The organism is Mycobacterium sp. PTI7 (genome assembly GCF_056679845.1).
This window is the reverse complement of sequence record NZ_CM155252.1, coordinates 5,167,798-5,184,333: the sequence shown is the minus strand read 5'-3', so window position 1 is coordinate 5,184,333 and position 16,536 is coordinate 5,167,798. Positions and strand designations below refer to the sequence as shown.

The 16,536-nt window shown below is 70.0% G+C and carries 18 protein-coding genes; 11 read left to right on the top strand and 7 right to left on the bottom strand.

Annotated elements, in window-relative coordinates:
• Positions 1-271: 271 nt before the first annotated feature.
• Together AC1MEY_RS25025 and AC1MEY_RS25020 are read left to right on the top strand one after the other, a co-directional pair.
• Positions 272-3,325, top strand: a complete 3,054-nt coding sequence (locus tag AC1MEY_RS25025) for an MMPL family transporter (protein ID WP_480228048.1) — start codon at positions 272-274, stop codon at positions 3,323-3,325.
• Positions 3,322-3,846 (top strand): helix-turn-helix domain-containing protein, encoded by a 525-nt coding sequence (locus AC1MEY_RS25020; RefSeq protein ID WP_480228047.1) that lies wholly within the window; start codon positions 3,322-3,324, stop codon positions 3,844-3,846. The genes AC1MEY_RS25025 and AC1MEY_RS25020 overlap by 4 nt, the downstream gene beginning before the upstream one ends.
• 4 nt (positions 3,847-3,850) lie before the next feature.
• Here AC1MEY_RS25020 and AC1MEY_RS25015 read toward each other — a convergent pair whose 3' ends face one another.
• Both AC1MEY_RS25015 and AC1MEY_RS25010 read right to left on the bottom strand, forming a co-directional pair.
• Positions 3,851-4,540: a hypothetical protein gene (locus AC1MEY_RS25015; RefSeq protein WP_480228046.1), complete on the bottom strand. Its 690-nt coding sequence runs from the start codon at positions 4,538-4,540 to the stop codon at positions 3,851-3,853.
• Positions 4,537-5,145: a hypothetical protein gene (locus AC1MEY_RS25010; protein WP_480228045.1), complete on the bottom strand. Its 609-nt coding sequence runs from the start codon at positions 5,143-5,145 to the stop codon at positions 4,537-4,539. The genes AC1MEY_RS25015 and AC1MEY_RS25010 overlap by 4 nt, the downstream gene beginning before the upstream one ends.
• Before the next feature lie 83 nt (positions 5,146-5,228).
• On the opposite strand from AC1MEY_RS25010, the gene AC1MEY_RS25005 reads away from it, so the two are divergent.
• Positions 5,229-7,220 (top strand): M13 family metallopeptidase, encoded by a 1,992-nt coding sequence (locus tag AC1MEY_RS25005; RefSeq protein ID WP_480228044.1) that lies wholly within the window; start codon positions 5,229-5,231, stop codon positions 7,218-7,220.
• A gap of 27 nt (positions 7,221-7,247) precedes the next feature.
• Here AC1MEY_RS25005 and AC1MEY_RS25000 read toward each other — a convergent pair whose 3' ends face one another.
• The gene (locus AC1MEY_RS25000; RefSeq protein WP_480228043.1) at positions 7,248-7,739 is read right to left on the bottom strand and encodes a hypothetical protein; all 492 of its coding nucleotides are present in this window, start codon (positions 7,737-7,739) and stop codon (positions 7,248-7,250) included.
• Positions 7,730-8,302 (bottom strand): RNA polymerase sigma factor, encoded by a 573-nt coding sequence (locus AC1MEY_RS24995; protein ID WP_480228042.1) that lies wholly within the window; start codon positions 8,300-8,302, stop codon positions 7,730-7,732. The genes AC1MEY_RS25000 and AC1MEY_RS24995 overlap by 10 nt, the downstream gene beginning before the upstream one ends.
• 92 nt (positions 8,303-8,394) lie before the next feature.
• Between AC1MEY_RS24995 and AC1MEY_RS24990 the strand changes: the two genes are divergently transcribed.
• The 7 genes from AC1MEY_RS24990 (at position 8,395) to AC1MEY_RS24960 (ending at position 11,133) form a co-directional block, all read left to right on the top strand.
• Positions 8,395-8,868 carry an Asp23/Gls24 family envelope stress response protein gene (locus AC1MEY_RS24990; RefSeq protein ID WP_480228041.1) on the top strand — a complete coding sequence of 158 codons (474 nt, stop codon included), beginning with the start codon at positions 8,395-8,397 and terminating at the stop codon, positions 8,866-8,868.
• On the top strand, positions 8,865-9,164 hold the full coding sequence (locus AC1MEY_RS24985) for a hypothetical protein (RefSeq protein ID WP_480228040.1): 300 nt from the start codon (positions 8,865-8,867) through the stop codon (positions 9,162-9,164). Before AC1MEY_RS24990 ends, AC1MEY_RS24985 begins: the two co-directional genes overlap by 4 nt.
• Complete coding sequence (locus tag AC1MEY_RS24980; RefSeq protein ID WP_480228039.1) at positions 9,161-9,391, top strand: hypothetical protein; 231 nt, start codon at positions 9,161-9,163, stop codon at positions 9,389-9,391. Before AC1MEY_RS24985 ends, AC1MEY_RS24980 begins: the two co-directional genes overlap by 4 nt.
• A 69-nt stretch (positions 9,392-9,460) precedes the next feature.
• On the top strand, positions 9,461-9,640 hold the full coding sequence (locus AC1MEY_RS24975; RefSeq protein ID WP_163796273.1) for a hypothetical protein: 180 nt from the start codon (positions 9,461-9,463) through the stop codon (positions 9,638-9,640).
• Positions 9,633-10,013: an Asp23/Gls24 family envelope stress response protein gene (locus tag AC1MEY_RS24970; RefSeq protein WP_480228038.1), complete on the top strand. Its 381-nt coding sequence runs from the start codon at positions 9,633-9,635 to the stop codon at positions 10,011-10,013. Before AC1MEY_RS24975 ends, AC1MEY_RS24970 begins: the two co-directional genes overlap by 8 nt.
• Positions 10,010-10,573: a DUF6286 domain-containing protein gene (locus tag AC1MEY_RS24965; RefSeq protein WP_480228037.1), complete on the top strand. Its 564-nt coding sequence runs from the start codon at positions 10,010-10,012 to the stop codon at positions 10,571-10,573. Before AC1MEY_RS24970 ends, AC1MEY_RS24965 begins: the two co-directional genes overlap by 4 nt.
• Positions 10,570-11,133, top strand: coding sequence for a hypothetical protein (locus AC1MEY_RS24960; protein WP_480228036.1), 564 nt, complete (start codon positions 10,570-10,572; stop codon positions 11,131-11,133). The genes AC1MEY_RS24965 and AC1MEY_RS24960 overlap by 4 nt, the downstream gene beginning before the upstream one ends.
• Before the next feature lie 95 nt (positions 11,134-11,228).
• On the opposite strand, the gene AC1MEY_RS24955 is transcribed toward AC1MEY_RS24960, so the two are convergent.
• On the bottom strand, positions 11,229-11,828 hold the full coding sequence (locus AC1MEY_RS24955) for a TetR/AcrR family transcriptional regulator (RefSeq protein ID WP_480228035.1): 600 nt from the start codon (positions 11,826-11,828) through the stop codon (positions 11,229-11,231).
• A 358-nt stretch (positions 11,829-12,186) separates the two neighbouring features.
• Positions 12,187-13,866 (bottom strand): HNH endonuclease signature motif containing protein, encoded by a 1,680-nt coding sequence (locus AC1MEY_RS24950; RefSeq protein WP_480228034.1) that lies wholly within the window; start codon positions 13,864-13,866, stop codon positions 12,187-12,189.
• An 88-nt stretch (positions 13,867-13,954) separates the two neighbouring features.
• Between AC1MEY_RS24950 and AC1MEY_RS24945 the strand changes: the two genes are divergently transcribed.
• Entirely contained in the window at positions 13,955-15,235 is a 1,281-nt protein-coding gene (locus tag AC1MEY_RS24945; RefSeq protein WP_480228033.1) for an integrase core domain-containing protein, read from the top strand.
• A gap of 190 nt (positions 15,236-15,425) precedes the next feature.
• Here AC1MEY_RS24945 and AC1MEY_RS24940 read toward each other — a convergent pair whose 3' ends face one another.
• Positions 15,426-16,490, bottom strand: a complete 1,065-nt coding sequence (locus AC1MEY_RS24940) for a L,D-transpeptidase (RefSeq protein WP_480228032.1) — start codon at positions 16,488-16,490, stop codon at positions 15,426-15,428.
• Between the last annotated feature and the right edge of the window lie 46 nt (positions 16,491-16,536).

The following is a 16,536-nucleotide window of genomic DNA, read 5'->3' as shown; positions in this document are numbered from 1 at the left end:
GATCGAATCCCCGACCCATCGCCGATTCGAGTCATATTGCCATCGACCCGCACCGCTCGCACAATCCACTCAGCTAATCCTCAGCCCGATGCGGCGCCGGGCGGTGGGCCACGCGCGGCACACGCCGGTCGGTGGTGGCCGACGAGCGGGTCCGAAGACGCCCCCCACCAGCCGAAAGCCACTCTCGGGCGGGCAACCGTACACGGTGCTGCGGTACGCTCCAGTCTACGAAACGCCGGGGAGAAGGCCGAGGTTCGTCATCCAGCAGTTCATGATGCGCTTGAGCAGCAACCTGCGCAGATACCGCTGGGCGGTCTTCGCGGCGTGGCTGTTCCTTCTCCTCCCGTCGGTGTACCTCGCGCTGACCAACTCCGGCAACCTCGTCGGAGGCGGTTTCGAGGTCTCCGGGTCGCAGTCGCTGAACGTCGAGTACCAGGTCGAGGACCACTACCCCGACCAGGGCGCATCGCCCCTGGCGCTGGTCGCGGCCCCCCGCGCGGACGCGTCCTTCGCCGACATGACGGCCGCCGTCGGAGAACTGGAGCGCATCGCCGCGGGCGAGCCCCGCGTCACCATCCTGCGCAACCCGCAGCAGCCGCCGCCGCAGCCCGACCGGCCCTACGTGCTGTCCCTGCAGACGGGGTTCGACAGCGGCAGCACCGACATCGCCAAGAAGCTGCGCAAGGACATCGGCATCGACGGCGAGGAGCCCGGCGAGACGGCGGACGGCAAGGTCCGGCTGTACGTGATCGGCCAGGGTGCGCTCAGCGCGGCGGCGGGTGAGGCCACCAAGCACGACATCGCCCAGGCCGAGAAGTGGAACCTGCCGATCGTCCTGATCGTGCTGCTGGCCGTGTTCGGGTCGCTGGCAGCCGCCGCCCTGCCGCTGCTGCTCGGCGTGTGCACGGTCGCGGTGACGATGGGCCTGGTCTTCCTGCTGTCCACGGTCACCACCATGTCGGTGTTCGTGACGTCGACGGTCTCCATGTTCGGCATCGCGCTCGCGGTGGACTACTCGCTGTTCATCCTCATGCGGTTCCGGGAGGAGCTGCGGGCGGGCCGCGACGCCGAGCAGGCGGCGGACGCCGCCATGGGCACGTCGGGCCTGGCGGTGCTGCTGTCGGGCCTGACGGTGATCGCGTCGATGACCGGCATCTACCTGATCAACACGCCGGTGCTGTCGTCGATGGCCACCGGCGCCATCCTCGCCGTGGCCGTCGCCGTCCTTACCTCGACCACGCTGACCCCGGCCGTGCTGCGCACGTTCGGCAAGCACGCCGCGAAGCGGTCGACGTACCTGCACATGTCCCGCCGCCCCGACGTCACGCAGTCCCGGTTCTGGACGCGCTGGGTCACGTGGGTGATGCGCAGGCCGTGGATCTCGGCGATCGCCGCGGCCGCCTGCCTGCTTGCCTTCGCCGCGCCCGCGTTCGCGATGACGCTCGGCAACAGCCTGCAGCGCCAGTTCGAGCCCACCCACGAGATCCGCGGCGGCATCAACGCGGCCGCCGAGGCGCTCGGCCCCGGCGCGCTGGGGCCCATCCGCGTGCTGGTGACCTTCCCGGACGGCGGCGCGAACCAGCCCGCGAACGCTCCGACGCTGACGGCGATCGAGCAGAGGATCGCCGAGGCGCCCTACGTGGTCAACGTGTCACCGCCGGTGTTCGGCGACGACAACCGCAGCGCGCTGACGTCGGTGGTCCTGTCGATCGACCCCGAGGAGGCCGGCGCCCGCGACACCATCGACTGGCTGCGGGCCAACGTGCCCGAGGCGGCCGGTGACCGCGCGACGATCGACGTCGGCGGCCCGACCGCCCTGCTCAAGGACTTCGACGACCGCGTCTCGGCCAGTCAGCCGCTGGTGTTCGTGTTCGTGGCGCTGATCGCGTTCGTCATGCTGCTGATCTCGATCAGATCAGTGTTCCTGGCGTTCAAGGGCGTGCTGATGACGGTGCTGTCGGTGGCCGCGGCCTACGGCAGCCTCGTGGTCGTCTTCGAGTGGGGCTGGTTGGAGTCGCTCGGGTTCGAGCCGCTGACGTCGATCGACAGCACCATCCCGCCGCTCGTCCTCGCGATGACGTTCGGTCTGTCGATGGACTACGAGATCTTCCTGCTCACCCGCATCCGGGAACGTTTCGTCCAGACCCAGAACACCCGCGACGCCGTCGCCTACGGCGTGAGCACCAGCGCGCGGACCATCACCAGCGCCGCGCTGATCATGATCGCGGTGTTCGTCGGGTTCGCGTTCGCGGGCATGCCGCTCGTCGGCCAGCTCGGCGTGGCGTGCGCGGTGGCGATCGCGGTCGACGCCACCATCGTCCGCCTCGTCCTGGTGCCCGCACTGATGGCGATGTTCGCCGAGTGGAACTGGTGGCTGCCGCGCTGGCTGGATCGCATCCTGCCGTCGGTGGACTTCGAGAAGCCGCTGCCCAAGATCGACATCGGCGACCTGGTGATCATCCCGGAGAACATCTCCGAGACCGGCCCGTCGGGCAGCGACATCCGCACCGTCGTCAGGACCGCCGCGAAGCTGAAGAACCTCGCGCCGCAGAGCATCATCGTCGCCGATCCGCTGGCCTTCAGCGGCTGCGGTCCCTGGATCAAGGGCGGCGACGAACCGCAGCTCGTCGGATCGGTGGCCCGCGCGCAGGCCCCGGGCGCGATCCCCTCCGGTCGCGCCGCTCGCCCCGACGTTCCCTCCCGTCGCTCCGCTCGCCCCGACGTCCCCAACGGCGCGGCCGCCGACACCGTCCGGATCGGCACCCGCAGCGGCAGCCGGTTCACCTCCCGGGTCGGCTCCGGCGGGGGCAACGGCAAGCGGACCGCGCCCGCGACCGTGCACCCCGTCACCATGTGGCGCGGCCGGCTCGCCGTGGCCCTCGACGCCCTGCAGACGACGGCCGACGCCGACGAACCCGTGGTCGAGCGGCGCAAGCCCATGGAGACCACCAACGTGCTGCTGCCCACCGGCGACCGGTTGCAGATCCCCACCGGCGCCGAGACGCTGCGGCTGAAGAGCTACCTGATCATGTGCCGCAACTCACGACGCGACTTCGCGGAGTTCGCCGATCTGGTCGACTCGATGGAGACCCAGACCGCCGCGGAGGTGCTGGCCCGGATGGACCGGTATTACTCTGGGAACCGCTCGCGTAGACAGTGGGTGGCCACGCAGTTGATCCGGCGGCTGGCCGACCCCCACCCGTCGGACGTGGACGACGCACCGACCGACGGTCAGGCGCCGGACCCCGACGGGCAGGCAGACTGGGAGCGGGTGAGGAGTCGCTGCCTATCCGTGGCGGTGGCGATGCTGGAGGAGGCTAGGTGACGTTGTCCGCTGATACGCGGAACACGCGCAGCGACGCCGCTTCCGGCCGTCCGCGTCCTCCCACCTCCCCGCCGCAGCGCCCGCAGGTCGACGACCGTCCCGTCGAGTTCTGGCCGACGTCGTCGATCCGCGCCGCGCTCGACACCGACGACCTCACCGTCTGGCAGCGCATCGTCGTCGCGGTGAAGCGCGACCCCTACGGCAGAACCGCCCGGCAGGTCGAGGAGGTCCTGGAGACGGCGCCGCCCTACGGCGTGTCCAAGGCGCTGGCCGAGGTGCTGGTGCGCACCCGCGCCCACCTCGAGGCCAACGAGTGCGCCGAGGTCGCCCGCCACGTGCGGCTGCTGCTCGAGCGTTCCGGTCTGGGCCAGCAGGAGTTCGCGTCGCGGATCGGGCTGCCGCCCACCACGCTCGCCACCTACCTCGAGGGCAAGGACTGCCCTCCGGCATCACTGATGATCCGCATGCGGCGACTCTCGGACCGCTTCGCCAAGATCCACGACGAGCGCGCCGAGCGCTGAGCTACTAGCGCGAGTTGACCGGCGTCACGTCGACCACGCGCCAGGTGCCGTCGTCCTTGGTGAGCGTGATCCGCAGCGCGTAGACGGCGACGTCCGCGGGCTTTCCCGGGGCGTTCTGCGTGCCCCGCATTACGACGGCCACGCTGGCGACGGCCGGGCCGATGGCCTCCACGCCCGCCGAGATGGTCGCCGCCTGACCGGAGATGTTCTTGCTCGTCAATTCCCTTGCGACGGCGGCGAATTCGCTGCGATAGGCCTCGGCACGCTCGGGCGTCATCAGGCCGGTGGCGCGGTTGATCGACGCGTCGGGGTCCTGCGGGGTGAACGTCGCCGACGCCTCGGCGACACTGCTGGCGATGCCCGTCACCTCGGCGATGTCGGCATTCATGGTGCGGTCCGGCACGGTCCACTGCGTGTAGCCGACCACCACCGCGGCGATCAGTGCGGCGGCGGTGAGGCCCACCACGACGAGGCGCAGGCCGGGTCCGTCGTCGTCGGTGCCCATCGTCACGCCGTCGCGGCGGTACAGCACGAAGTCGACGATCATGGCCTGCACGATCAGCAGGCACAGCACCGACGTGACGGCCACCCACCACAGCGGCCAGGACAATGCGGCGCCGAGGTAGATCAGCGCGGCGATCGCGGCCAGCGGCGCCAGGACGTCGAACAGCGCGACGCGCAGCGTGTTCCTCATCGCATCGCCTCCAGCGTCGAGACGAGCAGCTTGCCGTCGACGTCCGAGATGCCCAGGCGCAGGTTCCAGCGCACAGACTGCGGGGCGGCGCCGCTCGCGTTCTCGCTCACCGAGGTGGCGACGACGATCACAGTGTCGGTGCGCGACGCGACGGTGGACAGCTCGGGCTGCGGGCCGGTCTGCTGCCGTCCCGGCGGGTCGTGGTGCAGCGACTCGATCGACACCGACTCGACCTGACCGGTGGTCTGCGACTGCAGCTTCGCGACGAGTTGCCGGAACGGCTCGACCGTCGAGTCGAAGTCGGCATTGAGCTGGCCGACCGTACCGTCGTGCAGCGTCCGGAGACTCTGGTCGACGGTGTCCTTGTTCATGTTCACCAGCACGTTGGTCCAGTCGACCGCGGCCTGCAGCACCTCGGTCTGATGGGTCCGCTCGGAGGCGTCGCTGCGATGGCCCGACCACACGATGGTCGCCAGCACCACGGCCACCACGCACAGCGCACCGAGGACGGCGGAGCCGATGCCGTAGCCGGTGATGCCGCCGCCGGTGTCCTCGGACGTCGTCACGGTCGGCTCGCGCTTGGCGTCTGCGGGCTCGTCGGGCATGGGCGTGAGGGTACCCGGCAGCCGAATTCGCTCGACTGACGTCGTCCCGGCGTGCAGTCGCCGTCCGATGGCAGGATGGAGGCGTGACGCTTGAAGCCATCCGATCCGGTATCGACCTCACCTACGTCGACGACTCCGCCCGCCCGCAGGACGACCTCTTCGGTCACGTCAACGGCCGTTGGCTCGAGGAGTACGACATCCCCGCCGACCGCGCGACCGACGGCGCGTTCCGCACGCTCGCCGACCGGGCCGAGGAGCAGGTGCGCGAGTTGATCAACGAGTCGGCCGCCGCCAACGCTCCGGAGGGCACCGACGAGCAGCGCGTGGGCGACCTGTTCGCGAGCTTCATGGACGAGGCCGCCGTCGCCACCGCGGGTGTTCGGCCGTTGCTGAACGAACTCGCCGCGGTCGACGAGGCCGCCGACCACGCGGCGCTGGCCGCGGTGCTCGGCGGGCTGCAGCGCGTCGGCATCGGCGGTGGCGCCGGCGTGTACGTCGACACTGACTCCAAGGACTCCACCCGCTACCTGCTGCACTTCTCGCAGTCCGGCCTCGGACTGCCCGACGAGTCGTACTACCGCGATCCGCAGCACGCCGAGATCCTCGCGGCGTACCCCGGCCACGTCGCGCGGATGTTCGGCCTGGTGTTCGGCGAGGAGCCGCAGCCCGGCGAGTGGCAGGCGACGGCCGAGCGCATCGTCGCCCTCGAGACGGCGCTGGCCGCCGCGCACTGGGACGTCGTGAAGCGCCGCGACGCCGACCTCACCTACAACCTGCGCCGGTTCGCCGACCTGTCCGACGAGGCCCCCGGCTTCGACTGGACCGGCTGGGTCGCCGCGCTGGGCACCACGCCCGAGCAGGTCGCGGAGATCGTCATCCGGCAGCCCGACTACCTGACCGCGTTCGCCGCACTGTGGGCCGAGCGCGACCTCGAGGACTGGAAGCGCTGGCTGCGCTGGCGGATGATCAACGGCCGCGCCGCCATGCTCACCGACGACGTCATCGCCGAGAACTTCGACTTCTACGGCCGCAGGCTGTCGGGCACCCAGGAGATCCGGGACCGCTGGAAGCGCGGCGTGTCCCTGGTCGAGGGTCTGATGGGCGACGCGGTGGGCAAGCTCTACGTGGAGCGCCACTTCCCGCCTGCGTCGAAGGCGCGGATGGACGAGCTGGTCGAGAACCTGCGCAAGGCCTACCGGGTGAGCATCGGCGACCTCGAGTGGATGACGCCGGAGACCCGTCAGCGGGCGCTGGCCAAGCTCGACAAGTTCACCCCGAAGATCGGCTACCCGGCGCGGTGGCGGGACTACTCGGAGCTGGTGATCGACCGCAACGACCTGTACGGCAACTACGTACGTGGCCAGGCCGTGGAGACCGACCGCGAACTCGCCAAGCTCGGCGGGCCGGTCGACCGCGACGAGTGGTTCATGACGCCGCAGACCGTCAACGCCTACTACAACCCGGGGATGAACGAGATCGTCTTCCCCGCGGCGATCCTGCAGCCGCCGTTCTTCGACGCCGAGGCCGACGACGCGGCCAACTACGGCGGCATCGGTGCCGTCATCGGCCACGAGATCGGCCACGGCTTCGACGACCAGGGCGCCAAGTACGACGGCGATGGCAACCTCGTCGACTGGTGGACCGACCACGACCGCGCCGAGTTCGGCCAGCGCACGCAGGCGCTGATCGAGCAGTACGAGCACTTCGTGCCCCGGCAGCTGGCCGAGGGCCAGCACGTCAACGGTGCGTTCACCGTGGGTGAGAACATCGGCGACCTGGGCGGGCTGTCGATCGCGCTGCTGGCCTACGAGCTGTCCCTCGACGGCAAGGAGGCGCCGGTCCTAGACGGGCTCACCGGTGTGCAGCGCGTCTTCTACGGGTGGGCGCAGGTGTGGCGGACCAAGTCCCGCGACGCCGAGGCGATCCGCCGTCTCGCGATCGACCCGCACTCACCGCCGGAGTTCCGCTGCAACGGCGTCATCCGCAACATGGACGCCTACTACGACGCGTTCGACGTCAGCGAGTCCGACGAGCTTTATCTCGAGCCTGCCGCGCGGGTCCGCATCTGGCGATAGCCTCTCGGGAGAACGCCGGCGAGAGGATCAGTCGTGGGTCGGGTCGTCATCGGTCGCAGCGCCGGTGGGGTCCGCCACGTCGGTGAAGACGACGTCGATCGGGACGCCCACCGCACGGATGCCGAGTGCGTCCGCGAGGACGTCCTCGATCGCGGTGCGCACCACTCCGCCGGTGGGGCCGAGGCGCGCGCCGTAGTGGCCCGCGAGTTCGACGCGGACACCGGTCAGCCGCTCGTCCTCGATCGCGAGGTCGACGCCGTCGAGTTCGACGTCGGCCAGGCGGCGGACGGTGCGGGCGATCTCACCGCTGAGCGCCATGTCGCTGACGGCGATGCCACCCGGTGCCACGTCGGGGGCGGGGTCCTCGGCGCGGATGGGCCAGCCCTGCCGCGGCGTCGCCCGCACCCGCGCGAGGACCTGCTCGACGACGGCGTCCCACCCCGGCTCGGGGGTGTCGCGCAGGACGTCGCGCGCACGCTCGAGGATCCGTTCGGAGATCGGGTCGGTAGTCATCGCCATCGCTGCAGTCGTTGGGCCAGGGTGGTGCGCGCACGATGATGATGTCCTCGCGCCGCGTCGGGACTCAACTTCAGGATCTCCCCTATCTGCGGAAACGTCAATCGCTCAATGTCTCTCAGGATCCACACCTCACGTTGACGCACGGGCAGCTCGGACAGTGCGACGTCGAGGGCCGCGAGAAACTCGTGGTTGGACACCGATTCGAACGGGTCGGCGCCCGCCGAGGTGTCCGCCGGGTCCACCAGCCGGTCGTCGATGGGCTGTGCCACCTTGACCCGCCGCGAATCGACGACCTTGCGGGCGCAGATCGCGAACAGCCAGGTCCGGACCGACGAATCGGCCCGGAAGTCGGCCATCCGGCGCCACGCGGCAACGAAGGTCTCCTGGGCGACGTCGGCCGCGGTGCCCTCGTCGCGGACCATCCGGCGCGCGTAGCGGAACAGCGCGGGACCGTGTCTGCGGACCAGTACCTCGAACGCGGTCCGGTCACCCGCAGCGGCCGCGGCGGCCAGATAGCGGTCGTCACCGGCGTCCTCGTCGGTGGACTCCCCTGTGCTGTACACCACATCCTCACGACGTTCGGTTCGCCATCCGGCCTGCGTCCAACCCTATGTACGAAAGACCAACCCCGTAACGAGTTTTCACAGGAGAAATCATGACGAGTGCCAAGACCTCCGACGGCCAGACCACCGCGTCGACCGTAGCCCCCTCCAGCCCGAGCGTCCTGCAGACCACGCACGGCAAGACCGTGATCGCCGACACCGTCGTGTCGAAGATCGCCGGCCTGGCCGCCCGCGAGGTGCACGGCGTGTACGACCTGGGTGGCAACACCTCGCGCGTCGTCGGCTCGCTGCGTGAGCGCATCCCGGGCGCCACCACCAACTTCTCCCAGGGTGTCTCGGTCGAGGTCGGCGAGAAGCAGGCCGCCATCGACATCGACATCGTCGCCGAGTACGGCGTCTCCATCGCCGATCTCGCCGGTGGCATCCGCCGCAACGTGATCGCCGCGATCGAGCGCATGACCGGCCTCGAGGTCATCGAGGTCGACATCACCGTCCACGACATCCACGTCGACGACGACTCGGACACCAAGGCCGACGACGAGTCCCACGCCGCTCGCGTCCAGTGACCGGGACCGAGCCCTCGACCGCGGGTGAGCCCGCCGATCGCCTCGCAGCGGTCGTGCGGGCCATCCCCGGCGTGGCGGACCTGCACTCGGGCATGTTCGGCGAGGTGGGCACCTACCTCCCGGGCCGTCGCGTCCCAGGCATCCGCCTCACCGACGACACCGTGCAGATCCACCTCAGCGCGCTCGTCGGATCGCCGATCCGCGACGTCGCCGCTGCGGTGCGCCGTGCGGTGACCGCGGAGTACCCGGGGCTCGCGGTCGACGTCACCGTCGAAGACGTGATCGAACCGGCATGACCCACCCGCGCGACGATCTCGGCCGGACCGCGGCCCGCAGGGCCGCCGCCAGGGCTCACCATCCCGACGCCGGCGGCTCTGCGTCCGCGTTCATCGCGGCCCTGGCCGAGATCGACGCGCGACGCTCCGAGCCGACCGTGATCGTGCGCGCCACCGGGAGCCGACGGCGGGCCGCACTGCGGCGCTGGCTGCGACACCGCGCCACGCGCCGCTACATCACGCTCTAGCACCACCCGCTCGCCGAACCACCTGCTTCACCCGAACATCTGCACCATCCAACCGATACGGAGATCGACATGACCACTTCGACCGTGGGCCTGCTGGCCGGCCTGTTGCTCGGCGTTGCCGCTGCCGCAGGCGGTTTCACCGGCTTCCTCGTCGCACTCGTGCTCGGCGCCATCGGCTACGTCATCGGTGGACACCGCGATGGCGAGTTCGACGCGACCGCGCTGCTACGGGGACGGGGCCGTGGCTGACGAATCCGGCGAGCCGCGCGACGACGACGTCGCCGCACGCGGGCGCCTGACCCTGAAGGACCGCGTCGCGGAACGCATCGCCACCCGCGCGGCACTCGACACCCGTGGCGTGCGCAGCCATTCCGGTGCCGTCGGCCGGCTGGTGGGACGCGACCTGCCGCGGACGCACGTCGCCGTCGCCGGTGACCGCATCCGTGCCGAGGTCGACATCGCCGTCGCGTGGTCCCACCAGCTGCCCGTCGTGGCCGCCGAGGTGCACCGCAACGTCACCGCCGCACTGACCGAGATGGCCGGACTGCACGTCGACGGCGTCACCGTGCGGATCGATCGCATCGTGGCGGACGACGCCCGCCCCGAGAGGACCCTGCTGTGACCACGTCAGTCGGCGCGACCCCCGCCGTCGAACCCGCGAAGGCCCATGCGCCGGTCGCATCCTCCGGCGCGAGCTACGTCGGCGTCGCCTCGAGCGTCGTCCTGATCGCATTGGGCGCCATCGCCATTCGCGACGCCGCCGTCATGTTCGACTGGACCGCCGGGCAGCCGTGGTCCGGGGCGGCCATCGACGCCATCGACGGACTCCAGCCGGAGCCCTGGTTGCTGCCCGCCGCCGTGGTGGTCGCGATCGTCGGTCTCGTCTGCGTCATCGCCGCACTCAAGCCGCGCACGAAGATCGGCCGGGAGGTGACCGCCCGCACGTCCGTGTACCTCGAGGACGACGCGGTGGCCCGTCTGGCCGGCAACGCGGTGCGCGGCGTACCCGGGGTGCTGAAGGCGCACGTTCGTGCGTCGCGCTCGAAGGTCGTCGTGCAGGCGGACGTCACCACCACGGCCATCTCCTCGGAGACCATCACCGCTGCCGTGCGAGATGCCCTGCAGCCGTTGACCCGTCAGCCGAGTGTCAAGGTTCGCACGAAGATCGGAGGACGCTCGTGACCCGCACCGCCGTCACCCTGGACCGGGTGGCCTCGTTCGTCATCGGCGCGCTGCTGCTCGCCGCGGCCGCCCTGGCCATCCTGTGGTCCCTCGACCGTCTGTCGGGTGCACCGCGCGAGTTGTCGGCCAAGCCGGTTCTCGATGCCAGCGGCCAGGGGTGGTGGCCGATCGGCCTGTTGGTCGGCGGCGTGCTACTCGTACTGGTCGGGCTGCGCTGGCTGGCGACGCACCGGCCGGCACGGCGCATCTCGGACTTCACCCTGAGCACCCCCGGCGGCGACCAGCACTTCACGGCCGACCTCGGCTCCCTCGCCGACGCGACAGCCGTTGCGGTGCAGGCACATCCGGCGGTGCGGTCCGCGAAGGCCGTCGCCATCGAGGACCGCGGCAGGCCCACCGTGGTGGTGCGCGCCACCGTCGACTCGACGTCGCGGCTGGACGACGTGGTGACCGCCGTGGACGAGGCGGCCAGCACTGCGGCCACCATGCTCGGGGACGGCGACGTCGCGATCCTCACCCGGGTGAAGGTGCCGCGCAATGATCGTCGCGGGGTGCGCTGACGCGTCCCGCGCCTGACGGCCGCGCCGAGACCTCGGAAGTCTGCGGGTATCCCCCCGAATCCGCAGACCGATACCGTCGTCTCGGCGCGCGCTCGTCACCCCACCAGCCTGGTCGGCCTTCCGGACAGCGGTAGCCCCCGGCTGAGCACGGCGCCGAGGTGGACGCCGACACGCGCCATGGTCTCCTCCTCGTCGACGAAGCCGGCGTAGAGCCCGACGCCCCACATGATCGACGACAGCAGACCGATCATCGCGCGGACGTCGGTGTCGGCGGCGAGTTCCCCGCGCTCCACCGCGGCGCGGACCAACGAGCCGAGGAAGCGTTCGGTACTCGACATCAGCGGACCCTTGCCGCGACCCAGGCGCGCGCCGCGGGCGGCGTCGAGATACTCGTGGATCATGAAGCCCATCATCGAGCGGTCCTGGAAGTCGAGCCGGTGCATCGCGGCGACGTACGCGCCGAGCTGCGCCGGCAGGCTGCGCTGGGTGGTGACGTCGGCGAGCGACGCCCCGACCAGACCCACCGTGTCCGCGACCACCTCGCCGTAGATGTCCTCCACGGAGCTGAAGTAGTAGTAGACGGCGGTGTTCGACAGGCCCGCCTCGCGCGCGATCATCGTCAGCGTGGTCGCGGCGTAGCCGCGGGCGCCGAAGACGACGCGCGCCGCCCGGACGATCCCGTCCCGGGTCGTCACCGACGCCCTACCCACGGGTCGGCCGCGTTTGCGTCCGCCCGTTCGGGCACCCTTCGATCCAACTTCAGCCATGGTGACCCCCCACCCCCGCGAACACTCTAACCCCGGCAAACCGCTACTGCACGCAGCAATGGCAAAGATCGGGCGCGGGATCGCGGGTGCGTGCGTCGGCAAGGACTTGGCGGCCCGAGGGCTTGGCCGCGTCGTCCGGCGTGGGCCGGTCGCGGCGCGGCAAATCAACCGCTCGGTTCGGGCGCGGTCGGGGCTGGGCCGGCGCGGTGGTGAGCGGTAGGGCCGCCGCGCCGGTGCGCGGTGGTGATCCGGCGGTTGGCGTAGCGCCGGTGGGGGGGGTGCGGCGTCAGGCCGCGGCGGTGTCGGGTGGTCCGCGTTCGCCGGTGTCGGCGGCGATGCCGGAGCGGGTCTGTTCCGCATCGGTGAGGCCGGCGTCGGGGAGGGTGCCGGTGGTATCGGTGTTGCTGTCCGGGGTGGGCGGTGGTGGGGTCGCTGCGAGCCGGCGGGCAGCCACCGAGGCACGGTTGTCCACGGTGGATCCGGTTGCAGGCGGCCCGGTTTCGGGGTCGGCAACGGTTTCGGGCTCGGCGACCTCCTGCTCGGCGCCCGCATCCGCCTCGACGTCTGGTGGTGCTGGTCGCAGGTCGGCGGTCGAGGGCTGTGGTGGTGGGTCCTCGGGTGGGCGCAGGAGGAGGTCGGGTCGGTGGTGGAAGTTGAGGCGGGTCTGGCCGTGGTCGAGGTCAGGTGGGGGCTGCCATTCCACGTCGCCGCGGGCGGTGATGGTGGTGGTGTAGCCGCCATCGCCGACGAGGCGGTTGTCGGCGCCGCATGCCAACGCCATCTCGTCGACGTTGGTGTTCCCGCCGCGGGCCCAGTCGGTCACGGCGTGGTGGACTTGGCAGCCGTACGCGCCGACGGTGCAGCCCGGTTTGGTGCAGCCCCCGTCGCGGGCGATCAGCATGATCCGCTGCGCCGGCGACGCCGTGCGGCGGGCGCGGAACAGTTCCAACGCCGACCCGGTGGCCTTGTCGAACACCGCCAGGTAGTGGTGGGCGTGCGCCCCCAACCGGATCACGTCCTTGATCGGCAGCTTGGTGCCGCCGCCGGTGACCCCGACCCCGGCGCCGGACTCCAACTCTTGGAGGGTGGTGCGCACGATGATCGACACCGGCAGCCCGTTGAGCTGGCCGGCGTCGCCGCTCATCAACGCCAACCGCCCGATCACCACCAACGCGTCGTGGCGGCGTTGGGACGCGGTGCGGTGATCGTTGTCGATCTGGGCTTGAGTGGGGGTGCCCGAGATACAGGGTTCGGGGTCGGCGGGGTTGCACATCCCCGGCGCGGCGTACTTGCCGAACAACGGTTCGAGCACCGCGACCAACTCGGGGGTGAACCGGCCGTCGAAATCGGTGATCCCGTCACGGCCCTGCGGGCTCAGGTCGGCGCCGCGGGACCGGTCAGGTTCGGTGTCGTCGGGTTCGGGGCCGTCCTGGTCGATGAGGACCAGCCGGAACTCCGCGGCGTCCTTGAGGTCCTTGGGGCCCACGGTGGCCGCGATGCGGACCAGGTCGACCTCCACCTGCCCGCGGGTCACCACGTCCACCCACGCGGGGAGCTTGGCCATCGCGTCCCGCAAGACCTTCACGTGCTCGGCGCTGATCACTCCGGCGGCCTGGGCGGCGGCAACCGCCGGCAACACCGGTTCCAGGGGTTCGCCGGTCAGCCCCCGGCGGGGCCCGAGGTCCCCGGCCTCGGCGAGGCGGCGGCTCGCCTCACTCGAGGACATCCGCCAGCGGATCCGCAGGACTTCGTTCCAGGACTTCGCGCCCATCTCCCGTGGAGTGGTCTCGCCCTGTAGGCGGGCCAGCAGCCGGTGGCGCTGAGTGGGCAGCAGATTGGTCAGCAGTTCCATCGCGTCCAAAACGGCGACGACCTGGCGGCTAGTCAGCAGATCCACCGGCAGCGCGGCGAACACCTCGTAGTCCGCGAGCAGCCGTTCGGCTGCCTCCTGGACCTCATCTGTCATCTCCCAAGACATCGGTGACAGTTCTGCATCAGGACATCGGTGACAGTTCTATTGGTCTTGGTGGTGACACTCGTGCGCCAAGGCTTCGGTGGTGGCTGTCAATGAACCGATCGATCCTTTGGTCCGTCTGGCGATCTCGCAGTGGCCCGATGACGCTCCTCGGGGTGCGGTGTCGACCTTCTGTGCCGAGTACGGAATCTCTCGTAAATCGTTCTACGAGTTGCGCAAGCGTGCGGCGACCGACGGGCCGGCAGCGGTACTCGAACCCAGGACGCGGCGACCGAAGTCGAGCCCGTCGAAGTTGAGTGACGAGGCCAAGGACCAGGCCCTTGCGGTACGCGCCGCGCTGGAGGCCACCGGGCTGGATCACGGGCCGATCAGTGTGCACGACAAGATGCACGCGATGGGCCTAGAGCAGGTCCCGTCCACGGCGTCGTTGGCGCGGGTGTTCCGTGAGGCCGGCGTGGCTCGCCTCGAGCCGAAGAAGAAGCCCCGCTCGGCGTGGCGCCGGTTCGTCTATCCGGCCCCCAATGCATGCTGGCAACTCGACGCCACCGAGTACGTGTTGAGCGGTGGGCGGCGGTGCGTGATCTTTCAGCTCCTCGATGACCACTCCCGCTACGCGCTCGCCTCCCACGTCGCACTCAGCGAGACCGCCACGGCGGCGATCGCCGTGGTCGACAAGGCCATCGCCGAACATGGAGTGCCACAACGACTGTTGTCCGACAACGGACATGCATTGAACCCGTCGCGCCGCGGGCACGTCGGCCAACTCGTCACCCATCTGGCTGCCCTGGGCGTGGAGGCGATCACCGGCAAGCCCTACAAGCCGACCACCCAAGGAAAGAACGAACGGTTCCACCAAACCCTGTTCCGCTACCTCGACAAGCAGCCCATCGCCGAGTCGCTGACCGAACTCCAACACCACGTCGACGCCTTCGACCACATCTACAACACCGAGCGCCCCCACCAAGGGCTACCGGGACGCGTCACTCCCCGCACGGCATGGGAAGCCACCCCGAAAGCGCCAGCGCCTCACCCCAAGCCCGCCCCTTTGTCCTTCGACCATGCCGTAGTCAAGCCACACCGGCCCGCACCAGCGCCCGCCGACCTCCCCCACGGAACCTCGGTCAAGACCCTCAACACCGCCGGTGCCTTCGTCCTCGCCGGCGTCACCTACAAAGTCGATGGACGACGCAGCTTCGAGCAGATCCTGGTCGTCATCGACGGCGACAACATCATCGCGGCCGATCTCGACGGCGAAGTCCTCATCGAACACACCCGGCCCGCACCCGGGATCACCTACGTCGGCAACGGACGACCCCGCGGCCCACACCCCACAACCACCGGACCGTCACCGAAGTCCTGACACACCAACTGTCACCGATGTCCTGACACAGAACTGTCACCCATGTCCTGAGACATCACATCCTGGACCTCATCCGCCTGCATGATTCGAACATACATTCGACCACCGACAAGTGTCCGGTCGCACAAAAGCGCTGAGCCGGCCACCGGAATCCGGTGGCCGACTCAGCGCCGTTGCAGCCTCGAGGGCTCTAGAACATCTGCCAATCCGACGCGCCGTCGGGCTGGTTGTAGAGGCCGACGGAGTTCTTGATGACGACGGGGTCGCCGCTGCCGAAGTTGTCGTAGAACCACTGGGCGTTGGCCGCGCTGAGGTTGATGCAGCCGTGGCTCACGTTGCGCTTGCCCTGGTCACCGACCGACCACGGCGCGCCGTGCACGAAGATGCCGCTGTTGTCGATGCGGACCGCGTCCTGCACCTTCAGCTTGTAGCCCTCCGACGAGTTCACCGGGACGCCGTAGGTGGACGAGTCCATCACGATGTCGGCGAAGCGCTCAAGCACGTAGTAGGTGCCGTTCTTGGTCTCGTGCTTGCCGTCTTCCTTGCCCATCGACACCGGGAAGGTCTTCTCGAGCTGGCCGTTACGACGGATCTCCATCTGGTGCGTCGCGTCGTCGACCGTGGCCACGAGGTAGTCACCGGTGCGGAAGCTCGACTTCGTGCCGCCGGCGTCGATGTTGACCGTCGTGTTGGCGGGCCAGAAGTCGATCGGGCGCCACCGGAGCTGCGTGTCGCTGGTCCAGTAGAAGCGACCGGGCACCGCCGGGCTCGACGAGATGTGGACGGCCTGCTCGGCCATCGCACGATCGGCGATCGGCCGGGCGAAGTTGATGTAGATCGGCTTGGCGACACCGACCATCGACCCGTTGACCGGGTTGAACGTCGGCGGCGCGAACACCGGCTCACCCGTGTAGGGCAGCGGGTTCTGGCCGGCGGGCGTGCCCTCAGGGACCGCGGCCGGTGCGCCGTAGTTGTTGACCGGGGTCGCCGGGGCGGCGGGCACCATCGGATCGACGGGCGCCAGCGGGTCGGCAGCCGGCGCCAACGGCGGATCCCAGGGCATCCGCGGCATCTGGAACGGTGGCGGCGGCGCGGGCGCAGGTGGCGCGTCGATGACCGCGGGGTCGGGTGCGGGCTCCGCCGAGGCCGACGGGCTGCCGACGGCCATGCCGCCGACCAGCACACCGGCGACGACCGCGATGCCCAGTTTCTTGAGAGCCTTCGTCGGCAATCCGTACGACGTTCCTTGCGGCATTGCGCCACCTCCATAACCCAAAATCTGACCCCAGTGTGTCACAGCG